The 21,838-nt window shown below is 51.1% G+C and carries 17 protein-coding genes; 3 read left to right on the top strand and 14 right to left on the bottom strand.

Going from position 1 to position 21,838, the window contains the following annotated elements; genetic code table 11:
- Positions 1 to 50: 50 nt before the first annotated feature.
- Positions 51 to 1,004 carry an aldose 1-epimerase gene (locus F0L74_RS18610; RefSeq protein ID WP_149839380.1) on the bottom strand — a complete coding sequence of 318 codons (954 nt, stop codon included), beginning with the start codon at positions 1,002 to 1,004 and terminating at the stop codon, positions 51 to 53.
- A gap of 55 nt (positions 1,005 to 1,059) precedes the next feature.
- Between F0L74_RS18610 and F0L74_RS18605 the strand changes: the two genes are divergently transcribed.
- Entirely contained in the window at positions 1,060 to 1,566 is a 507-nt protein-coding gene (locus tag F0L74_RS18605; RefSeq protein ID WP_149839379.1) for a DinB family protein, read from the top strand.
- Here the strand turns inward: F0L74_RS18605 and F0L74_RS18600 are convergent.
- The 13 genes from F0L74_RS18600 to F0L74_RS18540 all read right to left on the bottom strand — a co-directional run bounded on the left by F0L74_RS18600 (position 1,561) and on the right by F0L74_RS18540 (position 18,221).
- Positions 1,561 to 2,553, bottom strand: coding sequence for an MBL fold metallo-hydrolase (locus tag F0L74_RS18600; RefSeq protein WP_149839378.1), 993 nt, complete (start codon positions 2,551 to 2,553; stop codon positions 1,561 to 1,563). The two genes, F0L74_RS18605 and F0L74_RS18600, sit on opposite strands and share 6 nt — an antisense overlap.
- 8 nt (positions 2,554 to 2,561) lie before the next feature.
- On the bottom strand, positions 2,562 to 4,031 hold the full coding sequence (locus F0L74_RS18595; protein WP_149839377.1) for a xylulokinase: 1,470 nt from the start codon (positions 4,029 to 4,031) through the stop codon (positions 2,562 to 2,564).
- Positions 4,032 to 4,135: 104 nt separating this feature from the next.
- Entirely contained in the window at positions 4,136 to 5,746 is a 1,611-nt protein-coding gene (locus tag F0L74_RS18590; protein WP_149839376.1) for a sodium/sugar symporter, read from the bottom strand.
- A 186-nt stretch (positions 5,747 to 5,932) separates the two neighbouring features.
- Positions 5,933 to 7,072, bottom strand: a complete 1,140-nt coding sequence (locus tag F0L74_RS18585; RefSeq protein ID WP_149839375.1) for an NAD(P)/FAD-dependent oxidoreductase — start codon at positions 7,070 to 7,072, stop codon at positions 5,933 to 5,935.
- Between the two features lie 12 nt (positions 7,073 to 7,084).
- The gene (locus tag F0L74_RS18580; protein ID WP_149839374.1) at positions 7,085 to 8,029 is read right to left on the bottom strand and encodes an NADP-dependent oxidoreductase; all 945 of its coding nucleotides are present in this window, start codon (positions 8,027 to 8,029) and stop codon (positions 7,085 to 7,087) included.
- Positions 8,030 to 8,206: 177 nt separating this feature from the next.
- Positions 8,207 to 9,463 carry a threonine ammonia-lyase IlvA gene (gene ilvA / locus F0L74_RS18575; RefSeq protein ID WP_149839373.1) on the bottom strand — a complete coding sequence of 419 codons (1,257 nt, stop codon included), beginning with the start codon at positions 9,461 to 9,463 and terminating at the stop codon, positions 8,207 to 8,209.
- A gap of 73 nt (positions 9,464 to 9,536) precedes the next feature.
- Positions 9,537 to 10,583 (bottom strand): ketol-acid reductoisomerase, encoded by a 1,047-nt coding sequence (gene ilvC, locus F0L74_RS18570; RefSeq protein ID WP_149839372.1) that lies wholly within the window; start codon positions 10,581 to 10,583, stop codon positions 9,537 to 9,539.
- A 64-nt stretch (positions 10,584 to 10,647) separates the two neighbouring features.
- Positions 10,648 to 11,199, bottom strand: a complete 552-nt coding sequence (ilvN, locus tag F0L74_RS18565) for an acetolactate synthase small subunit (protein WP_149839371.1) — start codon at positions 11,197 to 11,199, stop codon at positions 10,648 to 10,650.
- A gap of 47 nt (positions 11,200 to 11,246) precedes the next feature.
- Complete coding sequence (gene ilvB / locus F0L74_RS18560; protein ID WP_188316060.1) at positions 11,247 to 13,004, bottom strand: biosynthetic-type acetolactate synthase large subunit; 1,758 nt, start codon at positions 13,002 to 13,004, stop codon at positions 11,247 to 11,249.
- Positions 12,970 to 14,649: a dihydroxy-acid dehydratase gene (ilvD, locus tag F0L74_RS18555; protein WP_149839370.1), complete on the bottom strand. Its 1,680-nt coding sequence runs from the start codon at positions 14,647 to 14,649 to the stop codon at positions 12,970 to 12,972. Before ilvD ends, ilvB begins: the two co-directional genes overlap by 35 nt.
- 275 nt (positions 14,650 to 14,924) lie before the next feature.
- Positions 14,925 to 15,827, bottom strand: a complete 903-nt coding sequence (locus tag F0L74_RS18550) for a branched-chain amino acid transaminase (protein WP_149839369.1) — start codon at positions 15,825 to 15,827, stop codon at positions 14,925 to 14,927.
- A gap of 412 nt (positions 15,828 to 16,239) precedes the next feature.
- Positions 16,240 to 17,331, bottom strand: coding sequence for a phosphotransferase enzyme family protein (locus tag F0L74_RS18545; RefSeq protein ID WP_149839368.1), 1,092 nt, complete (start codon positions 17,329 to 17,331; stop codon positions 16,240 to 16,242).
- A complete protein-coding gene (locus tag F0L74_RS18540; RefSeq protein WP_149839367.1) occupies positions 17,322 to 18,221 on the bottom strand; it encodes a sugar phosphate nucleotidyltransferase in 900 nt (299 codons plus the stop codon). The genes F0L74_RS18545 and F0L74_RS18540 overlap by 10 nt, the downstream gene beginning before the upstream one ends.
- Positions 18,222 to 18,475: 254 nt before the next feature.
- On the opposite strand from F0L74_RS18540, the gene F0L74_RS18535 reads away from it, so the two are divergent.
- A complete protein-coding gene (locus F0L74_RS18535; protein WP_149839366.1) occupies positions 18,476 to 20,743 on the top strand; it encodes a family 20 glycosylhydrolase in 2,268 nt (755 codons plus the stop codon).
- 62 nt (positions 20,744 to 20,805) lie between these two features.
- Positions 20,806 to 21,678 carry a 1-aminocyclopropane-1-carboxylate deaminase/D-cysteine desulfhydrase gene (locus F0L74_RS18530; protein WP_213087012.1) on the top strand — a complete coding sequence of 291 codons (873 nt, stop codon included), beginning with the start codon at positions 20,806 to 20,808 and terminating at the stop codon, positions 21,676 to 21,678.
- Positions 21,679 to 21,838: the final 160 nt, after the last annotated feature.

Genomic DNA, 21,838 nt, shown 5'->3' with positions numbered 1-21,838 from the left:
TTTCTTTTTTATGGTGAACAATAGGTTATACAGGAATGAAAATCCAAAGACTATGCCAGCCGGACATGTATCCTGGTATTGAAAGTTTTGGCATGGCCCGGCGCCAGCTGCTGCAAACCCATGCCATTTACAAATGCACCGGGGGCGGCAGTAAGATTCTCAATAGCAATACTGCGGCGGTGTGGCGGTATATATACCTGTAATACAGGATGGTTTTGATCCGGATAAAAGTCAATAGAGATACCCTTCTTAGGATCGTGCAGCATACAGGAAGGGCCGGACTGGCTGAAATCCAGCCAGAAAGAGTTATCCAGCTCTACACCCTTTAACAGCCGGGGCTGCACAAAATCCTTCATGGGCAGCAGGTCGCCGGTTCCCACCAGTATCTCATTAAACTCCACCTGTTGTACGGCGTCGAACTGCAGTATTAGCTCATCCACCGGCGTACCGGTAGTAAAATAAGGGTGCCAGCCATCCATAATGGGTATAGCTGTGCCTGCATGGTTTACCAGCGTAGTGCTGATCTCCAGTACATGCGCGGCCAACAGCCGGTAACTTACCCGGCAATCGTAGGCAAAGGGGTACCCCGCATCGTGTCCGGTATAAGCGTATTGCAGCTCCAGTACGGCTTCGTGCGCATTAGCCCGCTGGTCCGCTACGGTGAAAACAGCATCATATAATAACCCATGGATAGCATGGCCGGAGGCAGCCAGCCGTTGCAGCTGATAGTCCCGCTGCTGCCATTGGTATTGGCCATGGGGAATGCGGCAGGCAAAAGGGCTCAGTTTTACCCCTTTAAAAGAGGTATTGAGCTGCTGCTGATATTCCTCCAGGCTCTGATAGTTATCTATAAGGTTCAGCGGCTGCCCATCCTGGCGGATGATAAAGGCGTGCAAAGCGGCGCCGCAGGCTGGTAATACCTGCACTTCCGTTTGTGTGACCGTATCCTGTAAAGAAATGATATCGAACCCGTTACGTTGAAAAGATTGTATATTGAATGACATAGCCCGGTTTCAAAATGTAGCCTAATTTACCCAACTTGCTGCATATCTTTATACTATGTCTGAATTAAAACAGGAAGTTTGGTTACGCGGACCGGTGAATGGCATCCCCGCATTGTTGCAACCTGTGGCCCACGCATTGTTGCAGGCGCAGGAAGAGATCCATGCCCTGTTAGCGGATTTCCCCGCATCGCGCCTGTGGGAACGGCCGGCCGGACTCGCCTCCGTAGGTTTTCACCTGCAGCATCTCAGCGGTGTGCTGGACCGCCTGTTCACTTACGCCAATGGGCAAACGCTTAGCGCGCAGCAATTGCAGTACCTGGCGGCGGAAGGCGTTGCGGATGAAAACATTCAAATTACAACGCTCTTAGCTGCATTTGACGTGCAGATAGCCCAGGCCCTTACCCAGCTGAAAGATACAGATCCAGCTGCCTTAACGGATATACGTACCGTAGGCCGCAAACAGGTACCTTCTACTATGCTGGGATTATTATTCCACGCGGCAGAGCACACCATGCGGCATACCGGCCAGCTGCTGGCCACTGTAAGATTTGTGCGTTTATAAGTATACGGCCTCTCCTGGTAATGGCGTAAGGAGCGCCTGGGAAAGATGGTCATCGGCCGCTGTCTGCTTCAGCGCCTGCAGAGGTAAAGCCAAGGGCTCATCTGCAAGGTCAAAGGTGCTGTAATGCATGGGGATAAGATGCTGCGCCTGCAGGTCCCGGAAAGCGCGTATAGCGTCTGCAGGGGATTGATGATGGGGATGCATGAACCATTGCGGCTCAAATGCGCCTATACCCAGTAAAGCATAATCAAATGGGCCAAAGATCCGGGCGGTTAGCTGATAATGACCGTCATAGCCACTATCCCCGCCAAAATAAAAAAGCTGTTGCCCTCTTTTGATCACAAACCCACCCCATAATCTTTCGTTATTGTCAAATGGCCCTCTTTTAGACCAGTGCCGTGTTGGCACAAAATATACGGACAGCGGTTGTGATACATCATTATACTGCTGGTACCAACCGGCCGTACTGACCTGCACATGGCTGTTGAACTTTTTTAACAGCTCATCCATCCGCAAACCTGTAAGGACCTTTACCTGTGGATTATTGGCTATTACCTGCTGAAGACTGCTTTTATCACAATGATCCCGGTGATCGTGGGAGAGCAGGATATAATGGATACCCTTTAACAGGTTTGGATCAATTGGGAAAGCAGTAATGCGTTTAGTCAAAAGGATATTGCCAAACACGGGGTCTGTAAGGAAACAGATCTTATCCAACCGGATAAAAAAAGTACAATGCCCCAACCATACAATACAATTCTTTTCATTTTGCAGCCAGGAGGCATCTGGGCTGATGGGAAGCCTATAGGGGGCGCGTTTGGCTTCCTTAAAAGGGTTGGTCTTGAGCTTCCATTTGAGCACATCCAGCCAGCCGGGCACATAAGGATGCTCCAGGTTCATGAAATGCCCTTTACTATCCACCGGCGTACCCTGCCAGTCCGGTGAGGGTGGCAGCGTTATTAGATCCGGATTACTAGTAAAGGGCATACCTGTTATTATTTAAGTTGAAAGCCATTCAGCCAGCTGGCGTAGATCTCCTGGTACTGGGCCTGCCCGGCATCCGGTTCTACGGTGGCAATACATTCCATGCCTTTAAACGCATCGGCCTGGGAATACAGACCAGCGCCTATGCCTGCTGCACGGGCGGCGCCCTGTGCGCCATCTGTATTGTACAGCTCTATCACTACATTCAGCGTATTGGCAAATACCTGGCGGAATAGTGGGCTAAGGAACATGTTGGCATGACCAGCCCTTACGCGGTGGATATCCATATCCATCTGCGTCATAATATCCACGCCGTAACGGAGGGCAAACACAATGCCTTCCTGCGCGGCACGCAGCAGGTGCTCTTTGCCATGTATGTTAAACTGCAGGTTCCGGATAGAAGCGCCGCTGTCTTCATTGGCCAGTATACGCTCTGCGCCGTTACCAAATGGATAGATGCGGATGCCGCCGGCGCCCGCGGGCGCTTTGGCTGCCAGCTCATTCATCTCATTATAGGGCAGCGAGCCGGTAACGCTCCGTAACCAGCTGTTCAGGATGCCGGTACCGTTCAGGCACATGAGCACCCCGTTACGTATGTCTGTTTCCGTATTGTTTACGTGTACAAAAGTATTTACACGGCTTTGCTCGTCAAAAGCGATCTGGTTGTGCACGGCATATACCACGCCGGAGGTGCCTGCGGTAGTAGCGGCCTCGCCCGGGTTCAGCACATTCAGGGAAAATGCGTTGTTGGGTTGATCACCGGCGCGGTAGGTAACCGGTATACCCGGCGCCAGGCCCAGTAGCCTGGCAGCAGCTTCCGTTACTTTGCCCTGCAGGCCAAAAGTGGGCGCCACATTGGATAAGAGGGCGGCGTCTACCTTATAATAATCAAGCAGGGGCTGAGCGACACCGTTGGCATTGAAGTCCCAGAAAATACCTTCTGAAAGGCCGGAGATAGTAGTGCAAGCCTCGCCGGTGAGCCGCATGGCAATAAAATCACCGGGCAACATTACTTTGTGTATACGGGCATAGATCTCCGGCTCGTTCTCCTGCACCCAGCGCAGTTTAGAGGCGGTAAAATTACCGGGGGAGTTTAACAAATGCTCCAGGCAATACTCCTGGCCCAGCTGTGCAAAGGCCTTGTTGCCTATGTGAACAGCGCGGCTATCACACCAGATGATGGAAGGGCGTAACACGTTCTGGTCTTTATCCACACATACCAACCCGTGCATCTGGTAGGCAATGCCAATACCGGCAACTGCTTTACCATCAAAAGGATGCTGTTGCTGCAGCAGGTGGGTGGCATGCTGCACCTCCTGCCACCAACGTTCAGGGTCCTGCTCTGCCCAGCCGGCCTGCGGCGCCTGCATGGGCATTTCCTGTGCAGGGCTGGTGGCGGTGGCCAGGCATTTACCGCTGTCTACATCCAGCAAAGCGGCTTTTACAGAAGAAGAACCTATATCATATCCTATCAGGAACATTGTAATTGCGTTTGAGGGTAAAAAATATGAGGTATGAATTAAGAATGGTTGTATTCATCTTATTTCATACCTCATCATATGTTATCAGTGTTTATGTTAAACGATTACCAGAACACGGTGTAAAGAGCTGCCAGTATGCCGCACACCAGTACGGCGCCTATAGCAAAACCGCCAGAGGTCTTGAACATGGAACTGTCCACGTCCAGGCCTTTGGGATTGTTCTTGCTCTTGGGATCCAGCAGGGTCATGATCACCATAATGGCAATGATCACTACAAAGATCCAGCCCATACGATCCAGGAAAGGCATTTCCGGCATGGTGAACTTTATCAGGGTAGACAGCGGGATGGACAGCAATGCACCGGCCAGCGCTGCGTTGGAAGTAGTACGCTTCCAGAAAAAGCCCAGGATAAAGATAGCAAACACACCGGGAGAAATAAAGCCGGTATATTCCTGTATGTACTGGAAGCCCTGATCCAGATTGCTCAGCTGCGGCGCTACCAGCACGCCAATGATAACAGCTACGATAATGGCAATACGGCCCACTTTTACCAGCTGCTCTTCTGTAGCGTCTTTCTTGAAATAATGACGATAGATATCCAGTGTAAAGATGGTGCTGATACTATTGGCTTTACCAGCCAGGGAGGCCACAATTGCTGCTGTTAACGCGGCAAAGGAAAGGCCTTTCAGACCTACGGGCAAAAGGTTCAGCAGTACGGGATAAGCATGGTCCGGTTTCACGGTGCCGGCAGCGTCTACCATCTCAGACTGGAAAACGCCATTCTTATACAGCACGTAAGCAGCAATACCCGGTAACACTACGATGATAGGCATCATCAGCTTCAGGAAAGCCGCAAACAGGATACCGCCGCGGGCTGTCTTCAGATCTGCGCCCAGCGCACGTTGTGTAATGTATTGGTTACATCCCCAGTAGTTCAGGTTCACGATCCACATACCACCTATCAATACAGTTAAACCTGGCAGATCATTATAGTGAGGATTGGATTTATCAAAGATCATATGGAAATGCTCCGGCGCCATTTTACGCAACAGGCCAACGCCTTCCCACAAACCATCGCTACCAAAGTTTTTGGCCACCAGGTTCAGGGCCAGGTAGGTAGTGGCCAAACCGCCCAGGATCAGGAAGAACACCTGGATCACATCCGTATAACCGATCACCTTCATACCACCCAGGGTAATGAACACCGCAAAAATGGCCAGCCCCAGTACGCAGGTAGTAAAGCTGAAACCCGAAATGGTTTGCACCGCCAGCGCGCCCAGGTAAAGTATAGAAGTAAGATTCACAAAAATGTAGAGCAAGAGCCAGAACACCGCCATTACCGTACTTACCCGGTTATCATACCGCTGGGAAAGGAATTGCGGCATGGTAAAGATCTTATTCTTCAGGTACACCGGTATAAAGAAGATGGCTACGATCACCAGGGTAGCAGCCGCCATCCACTCATAGGTGGAAATAGCCAAACCCATAGCAAAACCGGAACCGGACATACCAATGAACTGTTCTGCAGAAATGTTAGAGGCGATCAGTGATGCACCAATGGCCCACCAGGTAAGAGAGCCCTCTGCCAGGAAAAAGTCTTTTGTATCAGTTGTGGCCTTTCTCTTCTTTCTATAGATATAATATCCATATCCGGCTACGATTAAAAAATACACCATGAACACGGCGTAATCCAGGAACTGTAAACTCTTTTGCATAACTAGTTTAACGTGGTAATAGAATAATCAAACTTATCCGTTACCGGGTTGGTGATTTGTAAAAAGCGGATGAATATAGGAAAGTATTTTGGAAAGGAAAAATTGGAAAAAACAAGCTGTTAGCTATTAGCCGTTAGCTGTTAACCGTTTACATTGGTTAACTATCCCCCGGAAAAGCGCTAAAAGCTAACAGCTGGCTACTAACAGCTCCGCTAGCTCCTGCCCTACTGCGCTGCCTATAGCTACGCCCATACCGCCCATGCGCACGCCCAGGAATATATGTTTCGTATAAGGCTGCAGCAGCGGCTGTTTGCTGTTCCCAAACGCCATGATACCGGCCCACCGGTCCGCTATGGTAAAGGCGTGGCCCGGCAGGATCACCGTCCGCAGCTTTTCTTCCAGCTCCTGTTGTATACGGGTGGTGAGGGCAAAGGTGGTGGTGGCCTCGCCGGCAAAGTCCAGGTTACGGCCGCCTCCGAATAATACGCGGCCATCCAGTTCCCGGAAATAAAAATAGCCTTCATCCATATGGAAGATGCCTTTAAAAGGCAGGCCGGGAATGGGATCCGTGATCAGCACCTGTCCGCGGCCGGGTTGCAGGTCCAGCTCCGGCAGCAGCGCCCGGGTAAAGGCATTGGTGCAGATGGCCAGCCGGCTGCACTGGAATACGATCTCTTCCTGCGGCGAGAACTGTTGGGTAATTACCTGTACGCCTGCGCCGTTTTCTTCCATACGTACGGCGGTACAACCGGTCTTTATCTCTACCTGCTTTTCCAGCGCCAGGTCTATCAGGGCGCGCATCATCCGGCCGGTATGCAGTTCGCCTTCATAATTATTGCGCACTAACGCGCGGGAATATTGTGTATTGAAACCAAAAGGGGGTATCTGTTCATTGGCCAGGGTAAAGGCCTCGCCGCCCAGCACGGGCTGCAATAACTGGTTAACGGCATGTAGCTGCTCCAGGGCCGGCAGCTCCCGTTCGCTAAGCAATTCATAGCTGCCTTGTTCTTTATAACCGATATGCGTATCGCCCAGGCGCTGCCGCAACAGCTGCAGGCCCTGCCGGCGTTTAGCCACCAGGGCGGTTACGGCGGCCGGCGGCAGTGATTGCAGATCTGCCAGGATCTCTGTAAGGCTGCCAATACAGGCAAAGCCTGCATTCTTTGTACTGGCGCCTGTGGGCAATAAAGCTCTTTCCAACACCAGTACCCGGGCCTGCGGTTGCAACGCTTTAATGCTGATAGCGGTAGACAGGCCTACGATACCGCTACCCAGCACAATATGATCATATTGAAGCAGGCTTTGTTTTTCCCAGTAGCTTAGCATAATGGTGGCAATTTACGGTATCAACACCACTTTGCCCTGTACATGATGCCCTTCCACCAACTGGTGGGCCTTGCTTACTTCGCGCAGCGGAAAACTGGCGTCTACCTTTATCTTCAGCTTACCGGCCTCCATCAGGGAGGCGATCTGCTCCATACGGTCGCCGGCAGGGCGAACACTCATCCATATCACCCGGATGCCTTTTTCCCTTGCCTTGCCGACAATCGCCGGGTCGTCTTTATACATAGAAGGTAGTGATACCAGCACGCCGCCGGGTTTGATCACATCCAGGGAGCGCAGGGTAGTTTCGCCACCCATACCGTCCAGCACAACATCCACCGGCTCCAGGATCTCCGATTCAAAACGCTGTTCCCGGTAATCAATACACTGGCTGGCGCCCAGCTCCTGCAGATAGGGATGATTTTTGGCAGAGGCGGTGCCTATCACAACAGCGCCCGCATTCCGGGCCAGCTGTACCGCAATATGACCTACGCCGCCAGTAGCGGCATGGATGAGGATCCGTTGTTTGGCTCTTAGCTGCGCATGGTCAAACAGCGCCTCCCAGGCGGTAAGCGCTGCCAGCGGCGTAGCGCCGGCCACCTCGTCTGTTATATTATCGGGCACCAGGGTAAACTCCTGCTCCTGTACTACGGCAAACTGGGCATAAGCATTGGCCGGGTTGGGGAAATTGCTCATGCCAAAGATCCGGTCTCCCGGTTTAAACTTATGTGCGCCTTGTCCCGCATCCACTATCTGGCCGGCTATATCCCAGCCCAGTATAGCAGGCAGGGTAAACAGCGAGGCCTGCCCTTTACCGCTGCGGGTCTTATAGTCCACGGGGTTCAACCCGGCGGCCTTTACCCTTACGAGTAACTGTCCGGCGGCAGGTTTGGGCATTGGAATTTCTGTTATCTGAAATGCGGTAGCATCTCCAAACTGTGGTAATGTAGCTGCTTGCATGGTAAGATCCTTTTAATGGTTTGCGCAATTATGCTGCCATTTAAAAACAGCGTGTTATACAAATCTATGGGAGCAGGGTATAAAAACCAATATGATATACGTGATTTACCCTAAAAAAGATGCCCTGTTGCCAAAAGACAACAGGGCAGTATGTAAGAATTTATATGCGGCGCCTGTCTATACCAGGTAACCAAACAGGTTATCATCCGTATTCAGCGGGGTATAATGCAGGCGGTTTTGTTCAAAATTGGCTACCAGCGTATCATAATCCTCCCGGTTCTTGAGCTCTATGCCTACCAGCGCCGGGCCGGTTTCCTTATTGTGTTTCTGGATATATTCAAAGCGGGTAATATCATCGTTGGGGCCCAGCATGGCCAGGAAATCCTTTAGCGCGCCGGGGCGTTGTGCAAACCGTACAATAAAATAGTGTTTAAGGCCCTCGTATAACAGGGAACGTTCCTTGATCTCCTGCATACGGTCTATATCGTTATTGCTGCCGCTTACGATACATACCACGCGCTTGCCCCTGATCTGCTCCCTGAAATCGTCCAGGGCGGCCATAGACAATGCGCCGGCGGGTTCTACTACGATAGCGTCTTCATTGTACAGCTGCAATATGGTGGAGCATACCTTGCCTTCCGGCACCAGGTGCATTTTGTTTAATACCTCCTTACAAATATCGAAGGTAAGCTGCCCTACCCTTTTTACGGCAGCGCCGTCCACAAAACGGTCTATCTCTGCCAGCGTAACAGGGGCGCCGTTTTCCAGCGCGCGCAGCATAGAAGGCGCGCCTTCCGGCTCTACGCCAATAATGGTGGTTTGGGGACTATATGTTTTAAAATAAGTGCCGGTACCGGCCAGCAAACCGCCGCCGCCTACGGGCACAAACAGGAAATCAACCTGTGGCTGATCTTCCAGTATCTCTACGGCTACGGTACCCTGTCCTTCAATGATCTTCACATCATCAAAAGGCGGGATAAACATCATGCCGTGTTGTTTGGTAAAAGCCTGCGCTTCCTGGGCACAGTCGTCGAATGTATCGCCTATCAGCTGTATACTGATGTTTTCGCCGCCAAACATCCTTACCTGGGTTACTTTCTGCTTGGGGGTGATAATAGGCATGAACACCACGCCCCGGATACCCAGCTTGCGGCAGGCATAGGCAAAACCCTGTGCATGGTTGCCGGCGCTGGCGCAGGTAACGCCGTTCTTTAACTGATCCTGGTGCAGGCTGCTGATGAGGTTATAAGCGCCCCGCAGTTTATAGGAGCGCACGATCTGCATATCTTCCCGTTTCAGGTATACCTGGCAATCGTAGCGCCGGGAGAGGGTGGCGCTGTAGGTGAGCGGAGTTCTGTTCACCACTGTTTTCAACTTCACGGCGGCCTCTTGTATGTGTTGTGTTGTAACCCTGGCCGCTAATATTGCTGTCATAATGATTGGCTTAAAAAATTACGGATCATCCATTACGAATCTTACTTCATAACAGATGATCCGTAACTATAAATTATGCGTTATTGGGGCGCAGCTTACGCACAGCGGCGCCTGCCTGCCACATTTCGCTTTCGCGCAGTTCTTTCAGCTCTTCGTTCAGCTTCTCGCGGTAATCCGCCTGGCTGTTGGAGGCAATGGAACGCTCTGCTTCTTTACCGGCTGCTACGCTGGCATACAGCTCTTCAAATACGGGCTGTGTAGCGGCTTTGAACTTCTTCCACCAATCCAGCGCACCGCGTTGGGCAGTAGTAGAGCAATTAGCATACATCCAGTCCATACCATTCTCTGCTACCAGCGGCATCAGGGATTGGGTCAGCTCTTCTACGGTTTCGTTGAAGGCTTCTGAAGGAGAGTGGCCATTTTTACGCAGCACTTCGTACTGGGCAGCAAAGATACCCTGGATACAACCCATTAAGGTACCACGCTCGCCGGTCAGATCGCTGAATACTTCTTTCTTGAAATCTGTCTGGAACAGGTAGCCGGAACCTACGCCAATACCCAGTGCAACTACACGATCACGGGCTTTGCCGGTAGCGTCCTGGAAGATGGCGAAGCTGGAGTTCAGACCCTGACCTGCCAGGAACAACCTGCGCAGGGAAGTACCGGAACCTTTAGGCGCCACCAGGATCACGTCTACATCAGCCGGCGGTATAATACCTGTCTGCTCTTTGTAGGTGATGCCAAAACCATGGGAAAAATACAATGCCTTACCAGGGGTAAGATGTTGCTTTAAAGTAGGCCACAGCGTGATCTGACCAGCATCAGACAGCAGGAACTGGATGATGGTGCCTTTCTGTGCGGCTTCTTCGATCTCGAACAGGGTCTGGCCCGGTACCCAGCCATCAGCAATGGCTTTGTCCCATGTTTTAGAGCCTTTACGCTGACCGATAATTACATTAAAGCCATTGTCTTTCAGGTTCAATGCCTGGCCGGGGCCTTGTACGCCGTAACCAATAATTGCAATTGTTTCGTTCTTCAGCACTTCTCTCGCCTTTTCCATGGGGAATTCTTCTCTGGTTACTACGTCTTCCAGTACCCCGCCAAAATTGATGGTTGCCATGTTTTGTAAGTGGTTTAATTAGTTTTAGTTGTCATTAAGGAAAATACCAGCCTTTAGTATCTAGCTAATGGCTAACAGCTTTAAAGTTATCTGCTTCTTTACTGGCCAGCGCTTTCAGGTGATCATGGAAACGGCGGCTCCATTTTACAATGGCTACGCGGCCGCTCTTGGAATACTCGATAAGCCCATATGGTTCCAGCTTTTTCAGCATATCTATGAGCTCCTGCTGGTGCCCTGTTTTTTCTATTACAAAATAATCTGCCGTGATGGTCAGGATGCGCGCATTATTATCCCTGATCAGCTGCTCAATGTTGCCATTCTGCAGCGAGGTAGTGGAGATCTTATACAATGCCAGCTCCTGGTATACCACTTCATCGTCTTCGTGTACAAAAGCGCGGTGGATCTCTATCAGCTTCTCTATCTGCCCTACTACCTTATCCAGCTTCTCCCGGTCGGATAATACGGTGATGATGAATTTGTATACGCCGGGTATTTCCGTTTCAGCCGTTGTAAGGCTGGTGATGTTGATGCCGCGGCGGGTAAAGATAACGGTGATACGGTTGGTGATACCGATCCGGTCTTCCGTGTATACCGTTACTGTATATTCTTTTTGCATAATTGTTACGGTTGATTGATTGACCAATTGCCTTGCTGTTCCAACTCCTACTCCAGCCGGATATTAGCGATGGGCGCGCCGGCCGGTACCATGGGAAATACGTTGTCTTCTCTTTCTACCACTACTTCCAGCAGGTAAGCGCCTTTGTGCGCCAGCATTTCATCAACAGCGGCGTCAATCTCCGCACGGTCTGTTACCTTCCTGCCCGGTACATAAAAGCCTTTGGCGATCTGTACAAAATCAGGGTTGATCATCTCCGTAGAAGAATAGCGTTTATCAAAGAACAGCTGCTGCCACTGGCGTACCATCCCCAGGAAGTTATTGTTCAGGATCACGATCTTTACGCCTATCTCTGACTGGTAGATGGTGCCCAGCTCCTGTAAGGTCATCTGGAAACAACCGTCGCCAATGATGGCCACCACTTCTTTTTCCGGAACGCCTACTTTGGCGCCCATAGCGGCGGGCAGGGCAAAGCCCATGGTGCCCATACCACCGGAGGTGATGTTGGTGTTAGGATCCTGGAAACGGTAGTAGCGGGAAGCCACCATCTGGTGCTGGCCCACATCTGTTACCAGTACGGCATGACCGCCTGTTTTTTCAGATATGCGGCGTATCACTTCGGCCATCTTTAATCCGCCTTCCTGCGGATAAAGTTCTGCCTGTGTTACTTTCTCCTTTTCCAGCTGATCAGCTACGCGGAATGATTGTAACCATTCATCATGCCGCTGCGGCTGGATCTGGGGGATCAATGCCTGCAGGGCCGCTTTCGCATCTGCATGCACTGCCACATCAGCCTTTATGATCTTGTTGATCTCTGCTGCGTCAATTTCTATATGGATCACTTTCGCCTGGCGTGCATAGGTATTTACATCACCGGTGATACGGTCATCAAAGCGCATACCTACTGCGATCAATACATCGCACTCATTGGTATTGATATTGGTGCCGTAGTTACCGTGCATACCCAGGTAACCCACATACAACGGATGATCTACCGATACGGCGGAAAGCCCCAGTAAAGTAGATGCGATGGGGATCTGCGCTTTTTCAGCAAAAGCGATCAGTTCCTTTTCTGCATTGGCAATTAACACGCCATGACCGCACAGGATATATGGGCGTTTGGCGCTGTTAATCAACGCTGCAGCAGCTTCCACGGCATCCGCCTGTACTTCCGGTACGGGTTGATAGCTGCGGATGTAATCGCATTTTTTATAGTTGAAATCTGCTTTTGCTACCTGTGCATTTTTGGTGATATCTACCAGTACCGGGCCGGGACGGCCGTTACGGGCAATATAGAAAGCTTTGGCAATAGCGCCGGGAATATCTTCCGGGCGTGTTACCTGTATATTCCATTTGGTGATAGGCATGGTAATGCCTATTACATCTGTTTCCTGGAAAGCATCTGTACCCAGTAATGCAGCAGCTACCTGGCCGGTAATGCAGACCATAGGCGTAGAGTCCATATGCGCATCTGCCAGACCGGTGACCAGGTTAGTGGCGCCGGGGCCGGAAGTGGCAAAGACCACACCCACCTTGCCGGACGTACGGGCGTATCCCTGCGCAGCATGGGTAGCGCCCTGTTCGTGCCGGACCAGTATATGATGTACCTGGTCCTGGAAATCATACAGCGCATCATAAATAGGCATGATGGCTCCTCCAGGATAACCGAAAATTGTCTCCACCCCTTCTGCAATAAGGGAGCGGATCACCGCTTCAGCACCAGTAACATTCAGTGCAGGCGCAGCAGCGGCTACCCGTTTATCGGCGGGCTCAGTCTTCATCGGTAACACATCCTTCTGTTGCATTTTTTACAAGTTTTGCGTATTTAAACAATATACCGTTAGACACCTTCAGAGCGGGCTGTTTCCACTGGGCCCGGCGGGCAGCCAGCTCCTCATCACTTACCTCTACATGGATCTTATTGTTCACGGCATCTATTTCTATTATGTCATTATCTTTTACCAGGGCGATGGTACCGCCTTCAAAGGCTTCGGGCGTAATATGCCCTACTACGAAGCCGTGGGTGCCGCCAGAGAAGCGGCCATCCGTAATAAGCGCTACGTTCTTACCCAAACCGGTGCCCATAATGGCGGAGGTGGGTTTCAGCATTTCCGGCATACCGGGCGCGCCCTTGGGGCCTACGTGGCGTATCACCACTACATCGCCGGATTGTACGCGGCCGCTCTGGATCCCGGCTATCAGCTCAAACTCGCCATCAAACACACGGGCCGGGCCACGGAAACGCTCGCCTTCCTTACCAGTGATCTTGGCTACAGAGCCTTGTTCTGCCAGGTTACCGTATAACATCTGGATATGACCGTTCTTTTTAAGCGGGTTTTCCAGCGGGAAGATGATATGCTGTTTTTCGAAGTCTATATCCGGTACAGATTCCAGGTTCTCTGCCAGGGTCTTACCGGTAACGGTCATACAATGGCCGTGCAGGCGTCCCTGTTTTAACAGGTATTTCATTACCATGGGAACACCGCCTACATTGTGCAGGTCTTCCATCATGTATTTACCACTGGGTTTCAGATCGGCTATCAGCGGCGTTTTATCGCTGATGCGCTGAAAATCCTGCAGGGTCACTTTAAGACCTACGGAACGGGCTATGGCGATGAGGTGCAGTACAGCATTGGTGCTGCCGCCCAGCGCAATGATCACCGTAATGGCATTTTCAAATGCCTCTAAGGTCATAATATCGCGGGGTTTGATATCTTTTTCCAGCAGCAGGCGTATATACTTACCCGCAGCCAGGCACTCTTCATGTTTTTCCTTGCTCAGGGCCGGGTTAGAGGAGCTGTAGGGCAGGCTCATACCCAGGGCTTCTGCCGCGCTGGACATGGTATTGGCGGTATACATACCGCCACAGGCGCCGGCGCCGGGGCAGGAATGCTGTACGATGCCTTTAAAATCTGCTTCATCCAGCTGGCCGGCTATTTTCTGGCCCAGGGCCTCAAATGCGGAGATGATGTTCAGGTCCTGGCCTTTGTATTTACCTGGGGCAATAGTGCCGCCGTACACCATAATGGCCGGACGGTTCAAACGGCCCATGGCCATCAGGGAACCGGGCATATTCTTATCACAGCCGGGCACGGTGATGAGGGCATCATAATACTGGGCCCCGCATACGGTTTCAATGGAATCTGCGATCAGATCGCGGCTTACCAGGGAGTAGCGCATGCCTTCCGTACCGTTGCTGATGCCATCGCTAACGCCAATGGTATGAAAGGTAAGCCCTACCAGGTCCTGCGCCCATACGCCCTGCTTTACTTCTTTAGCCAGATCGTTCAGGTGCATATTACAGGTATTACCGTCATAGCCCATGCTCACAATACCTACCTGCGCTTTTTTCAGGTCTTCTTCTGTTAAGCCTATCCCGTACAGCATGGCTTGTGCGGCCGGTTGGGTAGGGTCTTGTGTGATCGTTTTACTGTATTTGTTCAGTTCCATTGCCGATTGAATTATGCCGGTGAATTACCAGGTTCCTGTTTTTTGAGAAAAAAAGTTCCCTCTATCCCGCCACCAGGCAGGACTTTATGAGGCTACAAAATAGTCAGTAATAGTGGGAAGCGCCAAACCAACAATTAACGGATACACGGTTTTCAAATCCGTGCTTTTATGGCTCAAACCCTTTACTGCACTGCAAATCGTAAGGTCGAAATTCCGGATTCCAAAGAAATCCCGGAGTGCGGAATCCGTGAATTCCGCACTCCGTTATGATGGGTTTAAGCCACTTTTGCTTCGCGCTTGAATTCTTTTTCCAGCACTTTGGCTTTGTAGGCCTGTTGTAATAATTTGCCCAGGGATTCGGTCCAGGGTTTGGGGAAGGTTTGACCGTCCAGGGAGTCCCAGCCAATCACTTCAGCAGCAGTACCGCAATAGAATACGCTTTCTGCCTGTTTCAGCTCTTCAATAGTGAATAACTTCTCTTCCAGGGGAATACCCAGCTCGCGGGCCAGTTCGATCACGGTAGCGCGGGTAATACCTGGCAGGATGTTGCCGGGAGGAGGGGTGAACAATTTGCCGTTCTTTTCAAAGAAGATGTTGGCGCCGGGGCCTTCTGCTACATTACCGTTAATGTCCAGCAGCAGCGCTTCGTCATAACCATTCTGTTTTGCTTCCTGCGAAGCCAGGATGGAGTTTACGTACAATCCGGACGATTTGGATTCGATCTGGAACGCCTTCGGATTAGGACGCTGGTAAGAAGAGGTCATTACGCGCAGCAGCTTTTCGCCCAGGTACGCGCCCCACTCCCATGCACAGATCAGCAGATGTGACTCGCTGGCGGCTTTCAGGGTCATGTTGGGCGGACATATCATCAGCGGACGGATGTACGCCTCTTCCATGTTATTCAGCTCCAGCACCTTGTAACAAGCGGCTACCAGCTCTTCATTGTTGTAGTTGTAAGGGATGTGTATCAGCTCGCAGGAACGCTTGAACCGGTCGAAGTGCTCCATAGCCTTGAAAATTTTCACTTCGCCCTTTTCTGTTTTGTAGGCGCGGATGCCTTCAAAAACAGCATAACCATAATGCAGGGATTGACCATACAAATCTATTTTAGCCTCTGTGGCTTTCAGGTACTCACCGTCAAAGTAAAGAATGGTGTTCTCGTTGTAGTAGCTGTACATATGATTTAGAAATTATAAGCTTATTTAATGTTGTTTGACCGTTTACGATTTAGATGGATTACTGCTCAAAAAAAAAGCCTTCCTCTTTGCGGAGGAAGGCGATTATATCTTAGTTGTGATTTTACACGTCGACCTATCCTCCATATTGGTGGCTTATAATGACAACGACGATCACGACCAGCGTTATGGCCCAGTTGAGCTGCGGTACGATGTGATTGAGTTTATTGTTGTCTTTATTTACCCACATTGGAGGTGTGTATTTTTTAACTGTGACTACAAATGTATTAGAGTATGCACGAAAAAGCAATAAACTTTTAAAATTTTGATATTTCGCAAACAGGTTGTCATTTTTTGAAGATATTTAAAAATTTAACTCCCAACTTAGAAATTATCAACCAAAATAAAAAGATTATTATATATCATTCCTTGCTTTTCCAAGACATTTGCTGATAATGCCCCGTAAAACAGGTTCTTTTTCCTGCAAACGCTCTAATAACGTGAGCTGATTCTTAGCCCGGTTGTAGTTATGATCCGGGTATTTAATGGGATAGTAAATATCCCCGTTCAGGAAGTCTGTAAGAAAACGGATACCCTGCATATAGATCATGAACTGGCCGGCAAAGAACAGCTGCTCCCGCTCTATCTTCGTAAGCGAAGGCCCTATCTCAGACAGGTAACCATCCATCAATGCCTCATAATAGTCCTCACGGATAACGATGCGGTCACAATCCTGCTCCTCTTCAGATACAGGGCACACGTAAGTGCGCACCATATCGCCCAGGTCAGAGATGATCTTGCCCGGCATCAGCGTATCCAGATCGCATACGCAAAGCCCTTTATAGGTACCTTGCTGCAGCAGTACATTATTGATCTTGGTATCATGGTGCATGAGACGGTCGCGGAAATGCGGATCCGTTTTCAGGCGCTCATAAGTGACCGCAATGTTTGAATAGCGCAGGAATGCCTCTGTAAGCGCTTCTGCCTGGCGGCGGCGTTCTTCCCCGGCATGCCGGATGGCTTCCTGGAAGGCGGCATACCGCAGCGTAAGGTTATGGAAATTGGGAATACTGGCCCCAAAATGCTGCAGGTCTATCCCATCCAGCAGGCGCGCCAGGCGCCCAAACTGTTGGGCCGCTTCGTAGGCCTGCGCCGGTACATCTGCCTGGTCTACGGTCACAGAACCGGCTATAAAGGGGATCATACGCCAGTACTCATCTTCCAGCACAAACAGGTCCTCCCCTTCTACGGTGGGCACGGGCGTGATGAACAGGTAACCCGGGTGGTGTTTAGCCAGGTAATCCGCCGCCATACGCTGGTTGCGGGCTATAATTTCCGGCTCCCGGAACACGGCGGCATTAATACGCTGTAACACAAAACGGCTACCATCTTCCTTTTCTACCAGGAAGGTATTGTTGATATGACCACTGCCAAACTTTTTGATACCGGTGCCAGGGGCATCGATATCAAAAGCTTGCAGTATAAACGCATGTGGTCTTATTTCCATAAATTATCAGGATATTCTCCGGCGGCTACCAGGGCAGAAAGGCTGGCCTGTACGCCCGGCGCATCTTCCTTATAGGTAACGCCAAACCATTGGGAACTGGTAGGTATTACATTCACCACGCCCTTTGTCTTGATAAAATGATCTACCACGATAGGGATGAAGAATTCCGCCTTAGGATTGCTCAGGTTCTTTTCCAGGAACTCGCTGAACTGCTCTTCGCTAAAGTCGAATACGGAAGGATGGAAGCCCCAGAAGTTCATGGATACCGGGGTATCAGGCGTGAGCGGGTGTTTGGAGCCATCAGCGTCTTCATACACGATCTCGCCGCCATCTTTATAGATCTTGGTCCTTTCGTTGATGGCAGCCAGGTTACCATTAGCATCTGCAGCGCATACGCCACGGGAAACGGAACCATGCTCGCTGATAGTTTTGCCCAGCTCATAGCCTATTACGGCATACACGTCTGGTTTGCAACGGTTATTGAGGAAATCGGCCGCTTTCTCGAAAGCATCCCGGCCGTAGAAGTCATCTGCATTAATTACGGCAAAAGGCTCGTTAATAGCGTTCTTGGCGCATAATACCGCGTGGGCGGTGCCCCAGGGCTTGGAACGTTCAGCAGGTACCGGGTACTTGCCGGTAAAGGCGTCCATCTCCTGGTAAACATAATCTGTAGCTGCCCGGCCTTTCAGCTTGGGCTCAAAGATCTCTTTAAACTCCTTTTCAAAATCCTTACGGATAATGAACACGATCTTACCGAAACCAGCGCGTATGGCATCGAAAATAGAGTAATCCACGATCGTTTCGCCACTGGGACCAAACTGCTGTATCTGCTTTAAGCTACCATAACGGCTTGCCATTCCTGCGGCCAGGATCAATAACGTTGGTTTCATTTTCTACTGATTAGTTTTTAATTTTCAAATATTTAACCATAAATATCAGCGTTAAATTTAATCATTAAAAGTATTTTCACACGCACTTTTTCAAGGGATGTGGGGAAAAAGCCAGGGGCAGCACGAGGTAGAGAGGCCCGCAAAGGCAGTGGGTATAAATGCGTTGCGCCGCGTAATATGTATAACATCCACGTTACTTATTAAAGCAGCTTAAAGGCTGCCGGAACCAGAAAAACATAACCACGACTATAAACATGAGAAAATTTTTAGTGTCATCCTGGGCGTTGCTGTTATGCATTACCGCCTGGGCCCAGCAACCGTCAACGGCTATCCGTATCATCCCGCAGCCTAAGTCTGTACAGGTACTGCCCGGCAGTTTCACCGCCGGCAACAATACGCTGGTTATCTATGGAGACGATGAATCCAAAAAGGTGGCAGACTTGCTGGTTAGCTTCCTGAAGGATAAACAGGGGGTTAGCTTATCCGCCCACAAGGCCAGCACCGTGGTTTCCAACGGGCAAATTATCATTGTAAATGATAAAAAACAGCCGGCAGAAGGCTATAGCCTCTGGATCACTGATAAGATGGTCCAGATCCGCGGTAACGGCGCCGGCATGTTCTATGGCCTGCAAACCCTGGAACAGCTCATCAGTGCCCAGGGCAGCAGCGGGCTTACCGTACCCGCCGTACGTATTACAGACGCGCCCCGTTTTGCCTACCGTGGCCTGATGCTGGATTGCGGCCGCCATTTCTTCCCCGTGTCTTATGTAAAACAGTACATAGACGTAATGGCGCAGTACAAGTTCAATACCTTCCACTGGCACTTAACAGATGACCAGGGCTGGCATATAGAGATCAAGAAATACCCGCGCCTGCAGGAGCTTTCCTCCACCCGTAAAGAAACGGTGGTAGGCCATGCAGCCCGCAGCAATACTTATGACGGCATACCGCATGGCGGCACCTATACGCAGGATGAGATCCGCGAGGTGGTGAAATACGCAGCAGACCGCCATATCACCATTATCCCGGAAATCGAAATGCCCGGCCACTCAGAGGCCGTACTGGCAGCCTATCCCAACCTGGGATGCACCGGCGGCCCCTATCATGTGGCTACCAAATGGGGCGTGGATAAAGAAGTGTACTGCGCGGGCAATGACTCCGTATATACTTTTCTCCAGGATGTGCTCACAGAGGTAATAGACCTGTTTCCCGGCCAGTACATCCACATTGGCGGCGACGAATGCCCCAAGGACCGCTGGAAAGAATGCCCCAAATGCCAACGCCGCATTAAGGAACTGGGCCTCAAGGATGAACATGCCCTGCAAAGCTATTTTATACAGCGCATGGAAAAGTTCCTGAACAGCAAAGGACGCCGTATCATAGGCTGGGACGAGATCCTGGAAGGCGGTCTGGCGCCCAATGCCACCGTTATGAGCTGGCGTGGCGAAGCAGGCGGTATTGCCGCGGCCAAAGAGCACCACGATGTGATCATGACGCCCAACACCTATCTGTACCTGGATTATTACCAGGGCAACCCGGTAAGCGAACCACTGACCATTGGCGGTTACCTGCCCCTGCAGGCCGTATATAACTATGAGCCACTGCCCCCCACCCTGGACGCCAAAGAGCAATCCTATATCAAAGGCGTGCAGGCGAACATCTGGACAGAGTACATGCCTACTGCCCAGGTGGTGGACTATATGACCTGGCCCCGCGCCCTGGCCGTATCAGAGATCACCTGGTCACCGGCTAGCGCCAAGGATTACCCCGGTTTCCTGGAACGCCTGCCCGCCCAGCTGGCCCGTATGGACAAAGCCCATATTCCCTTCCGCATACCGGAGCCCGCCGGCCTGGAAAATAATGTGACCACCGCCAACCATACCACCGTTACCCTGCGCCCCATGGTAGATGGCGCAGCGATCTACTATACAACGGATGGCAGCGAGCCTACCGCCAGCAGCAGCCGTTATACGGAGCCTATTAACCTGGCCCTGCACAAAGAGCCTACCGTGCTTAAGTGCATAGTGGTAACGCCCTCCGGCCGTAAAAGCGCCGTATACAGCGCTACCTACCTGCGCCGGGATTATGTGGCGGCTGCCAACGTAAATCCTGCCAACAAAGGGGCCCGCTTTAACGCTTATTTCCATGCCTTTAAAAATGCCAGGCAGATAAAAGGTCAGGCAGACAGCAGCGGCGTACAACCAGCATTCGATATCCGCCCTTTCCTGTCTAAGAACGCTTTTAGCGTAGCCTACGAAGGATACCTGAAGGCAGATACAGAAGGTATTTACGAATTCAACCTCAAATGCGACGATGGCGCCGTACTGTACATAGACGATGAAGTGGTAATAGACAATGACGGCGAACATGCGCCCATGGAGAAAACGGGCATCCTGCCCCTCCGCCCGGGCTTCCATAAGGTGAAGCTGCAGTATTTTAACGCCGGAGGCGCTGGTGAACTGGGTGTAACCGTACGCACAAAAGGCGCTAACATTAACCTGCGCAATGCGCTGTTTAACTAGCTGTTAGCTTTTAGCAGTTAGCTATTAGCCATTGTATAGTATCTTGCAGGCCTTTACAGCTTTTGATACAGATACAATCCATACAACCAGCATGGCTGCCTCCAGGTCAGGAGGCAGCCATGCTGCGTTTAGACCTGCTGCATCCGGAAGTATCCGGCAACAAATGGTTTAAGTTGCAATACAACCTGGAAGCGGCCCGGTCAGCGGGTAAAACCCGCATCGTTACTTTTGGCGGCGCCTTCTCCAACCATATAGCCGCCACCGCCGCTGCCTGCCACATGGCCGGCCTGCAAAGCACTGGCATTATCCGCGGCGAGGCCGCCCCTCAGCTAAGCCATACCCTGCTACAGGCGCAGCAATACGGCATGGAGCTACAATTCATTAGCCGGGAAGCCTACCGCCAAAAGGATACCTACCCCTGGGGCCAACAATTCCCGGAAGGCTACCTGATCCCCGAAGGCGGCCATAATGCCGCCGGCGTACGGGGTTGCGAGGAGATCTTGTCTCAGGCGCCCACCCATCCATACACACATATTATGTGCCCGGTAGGCACAGGCACGACCTTGGCGGGCCTGATTAACAGCGCACTACCCCACCAGCAGGTAATCGGTATTGTAGTACTAAAAGGGGCTGCGTACCTGCAACAGGAAATACCCCAACTGCTGCGCCCGCATATCAGCGTCAACTGGCAATTATACCATGATTTCCATATAGGCGGTTACGCTAAAGCCACGCCCGCTTTGATTACTTTTATGAATGATTTTTATAACCAAACCCGGGTGCCGCTGGATATGATCTATACCGCCAAAATGGTATGGGCCTTCCGCGAACTGGCGGTGCAGCAACACTTTCCGGCCGGCAGCCGCATCCTGCTCCTGCATACCGGCGGCTTACAGGGCAATCTTTCCCTTCCTCCCGGCGTTTTATGCTTTTAAAAAGCTGTTCGCTATATTGGGGGCTAATTGTATTTTTGCCAACTTGATAGAAAATCCCGTTACACCATCATCAGCATCCATCCCGGTAAGGTAGCACCCATCCGGCATATGGATATACAGGTACCGGTAAGGCGGGAGGAACCACTAAAGAGGAACTTGT

The sequence above is a fragment of the Chitinophaga agrisoli genome, assembly GCF_008386695.1.
Classification (GTDB): domain Bacteria; phylum Bacteroidota; class Bacteroidia; order Chitinophagales; family Chitinophagaceae; genus Chitinophaga; species Chitinophaga agrisoli.
This window is presented reverse-complemented; position numbering and strand designations above follow the sequence as displayed.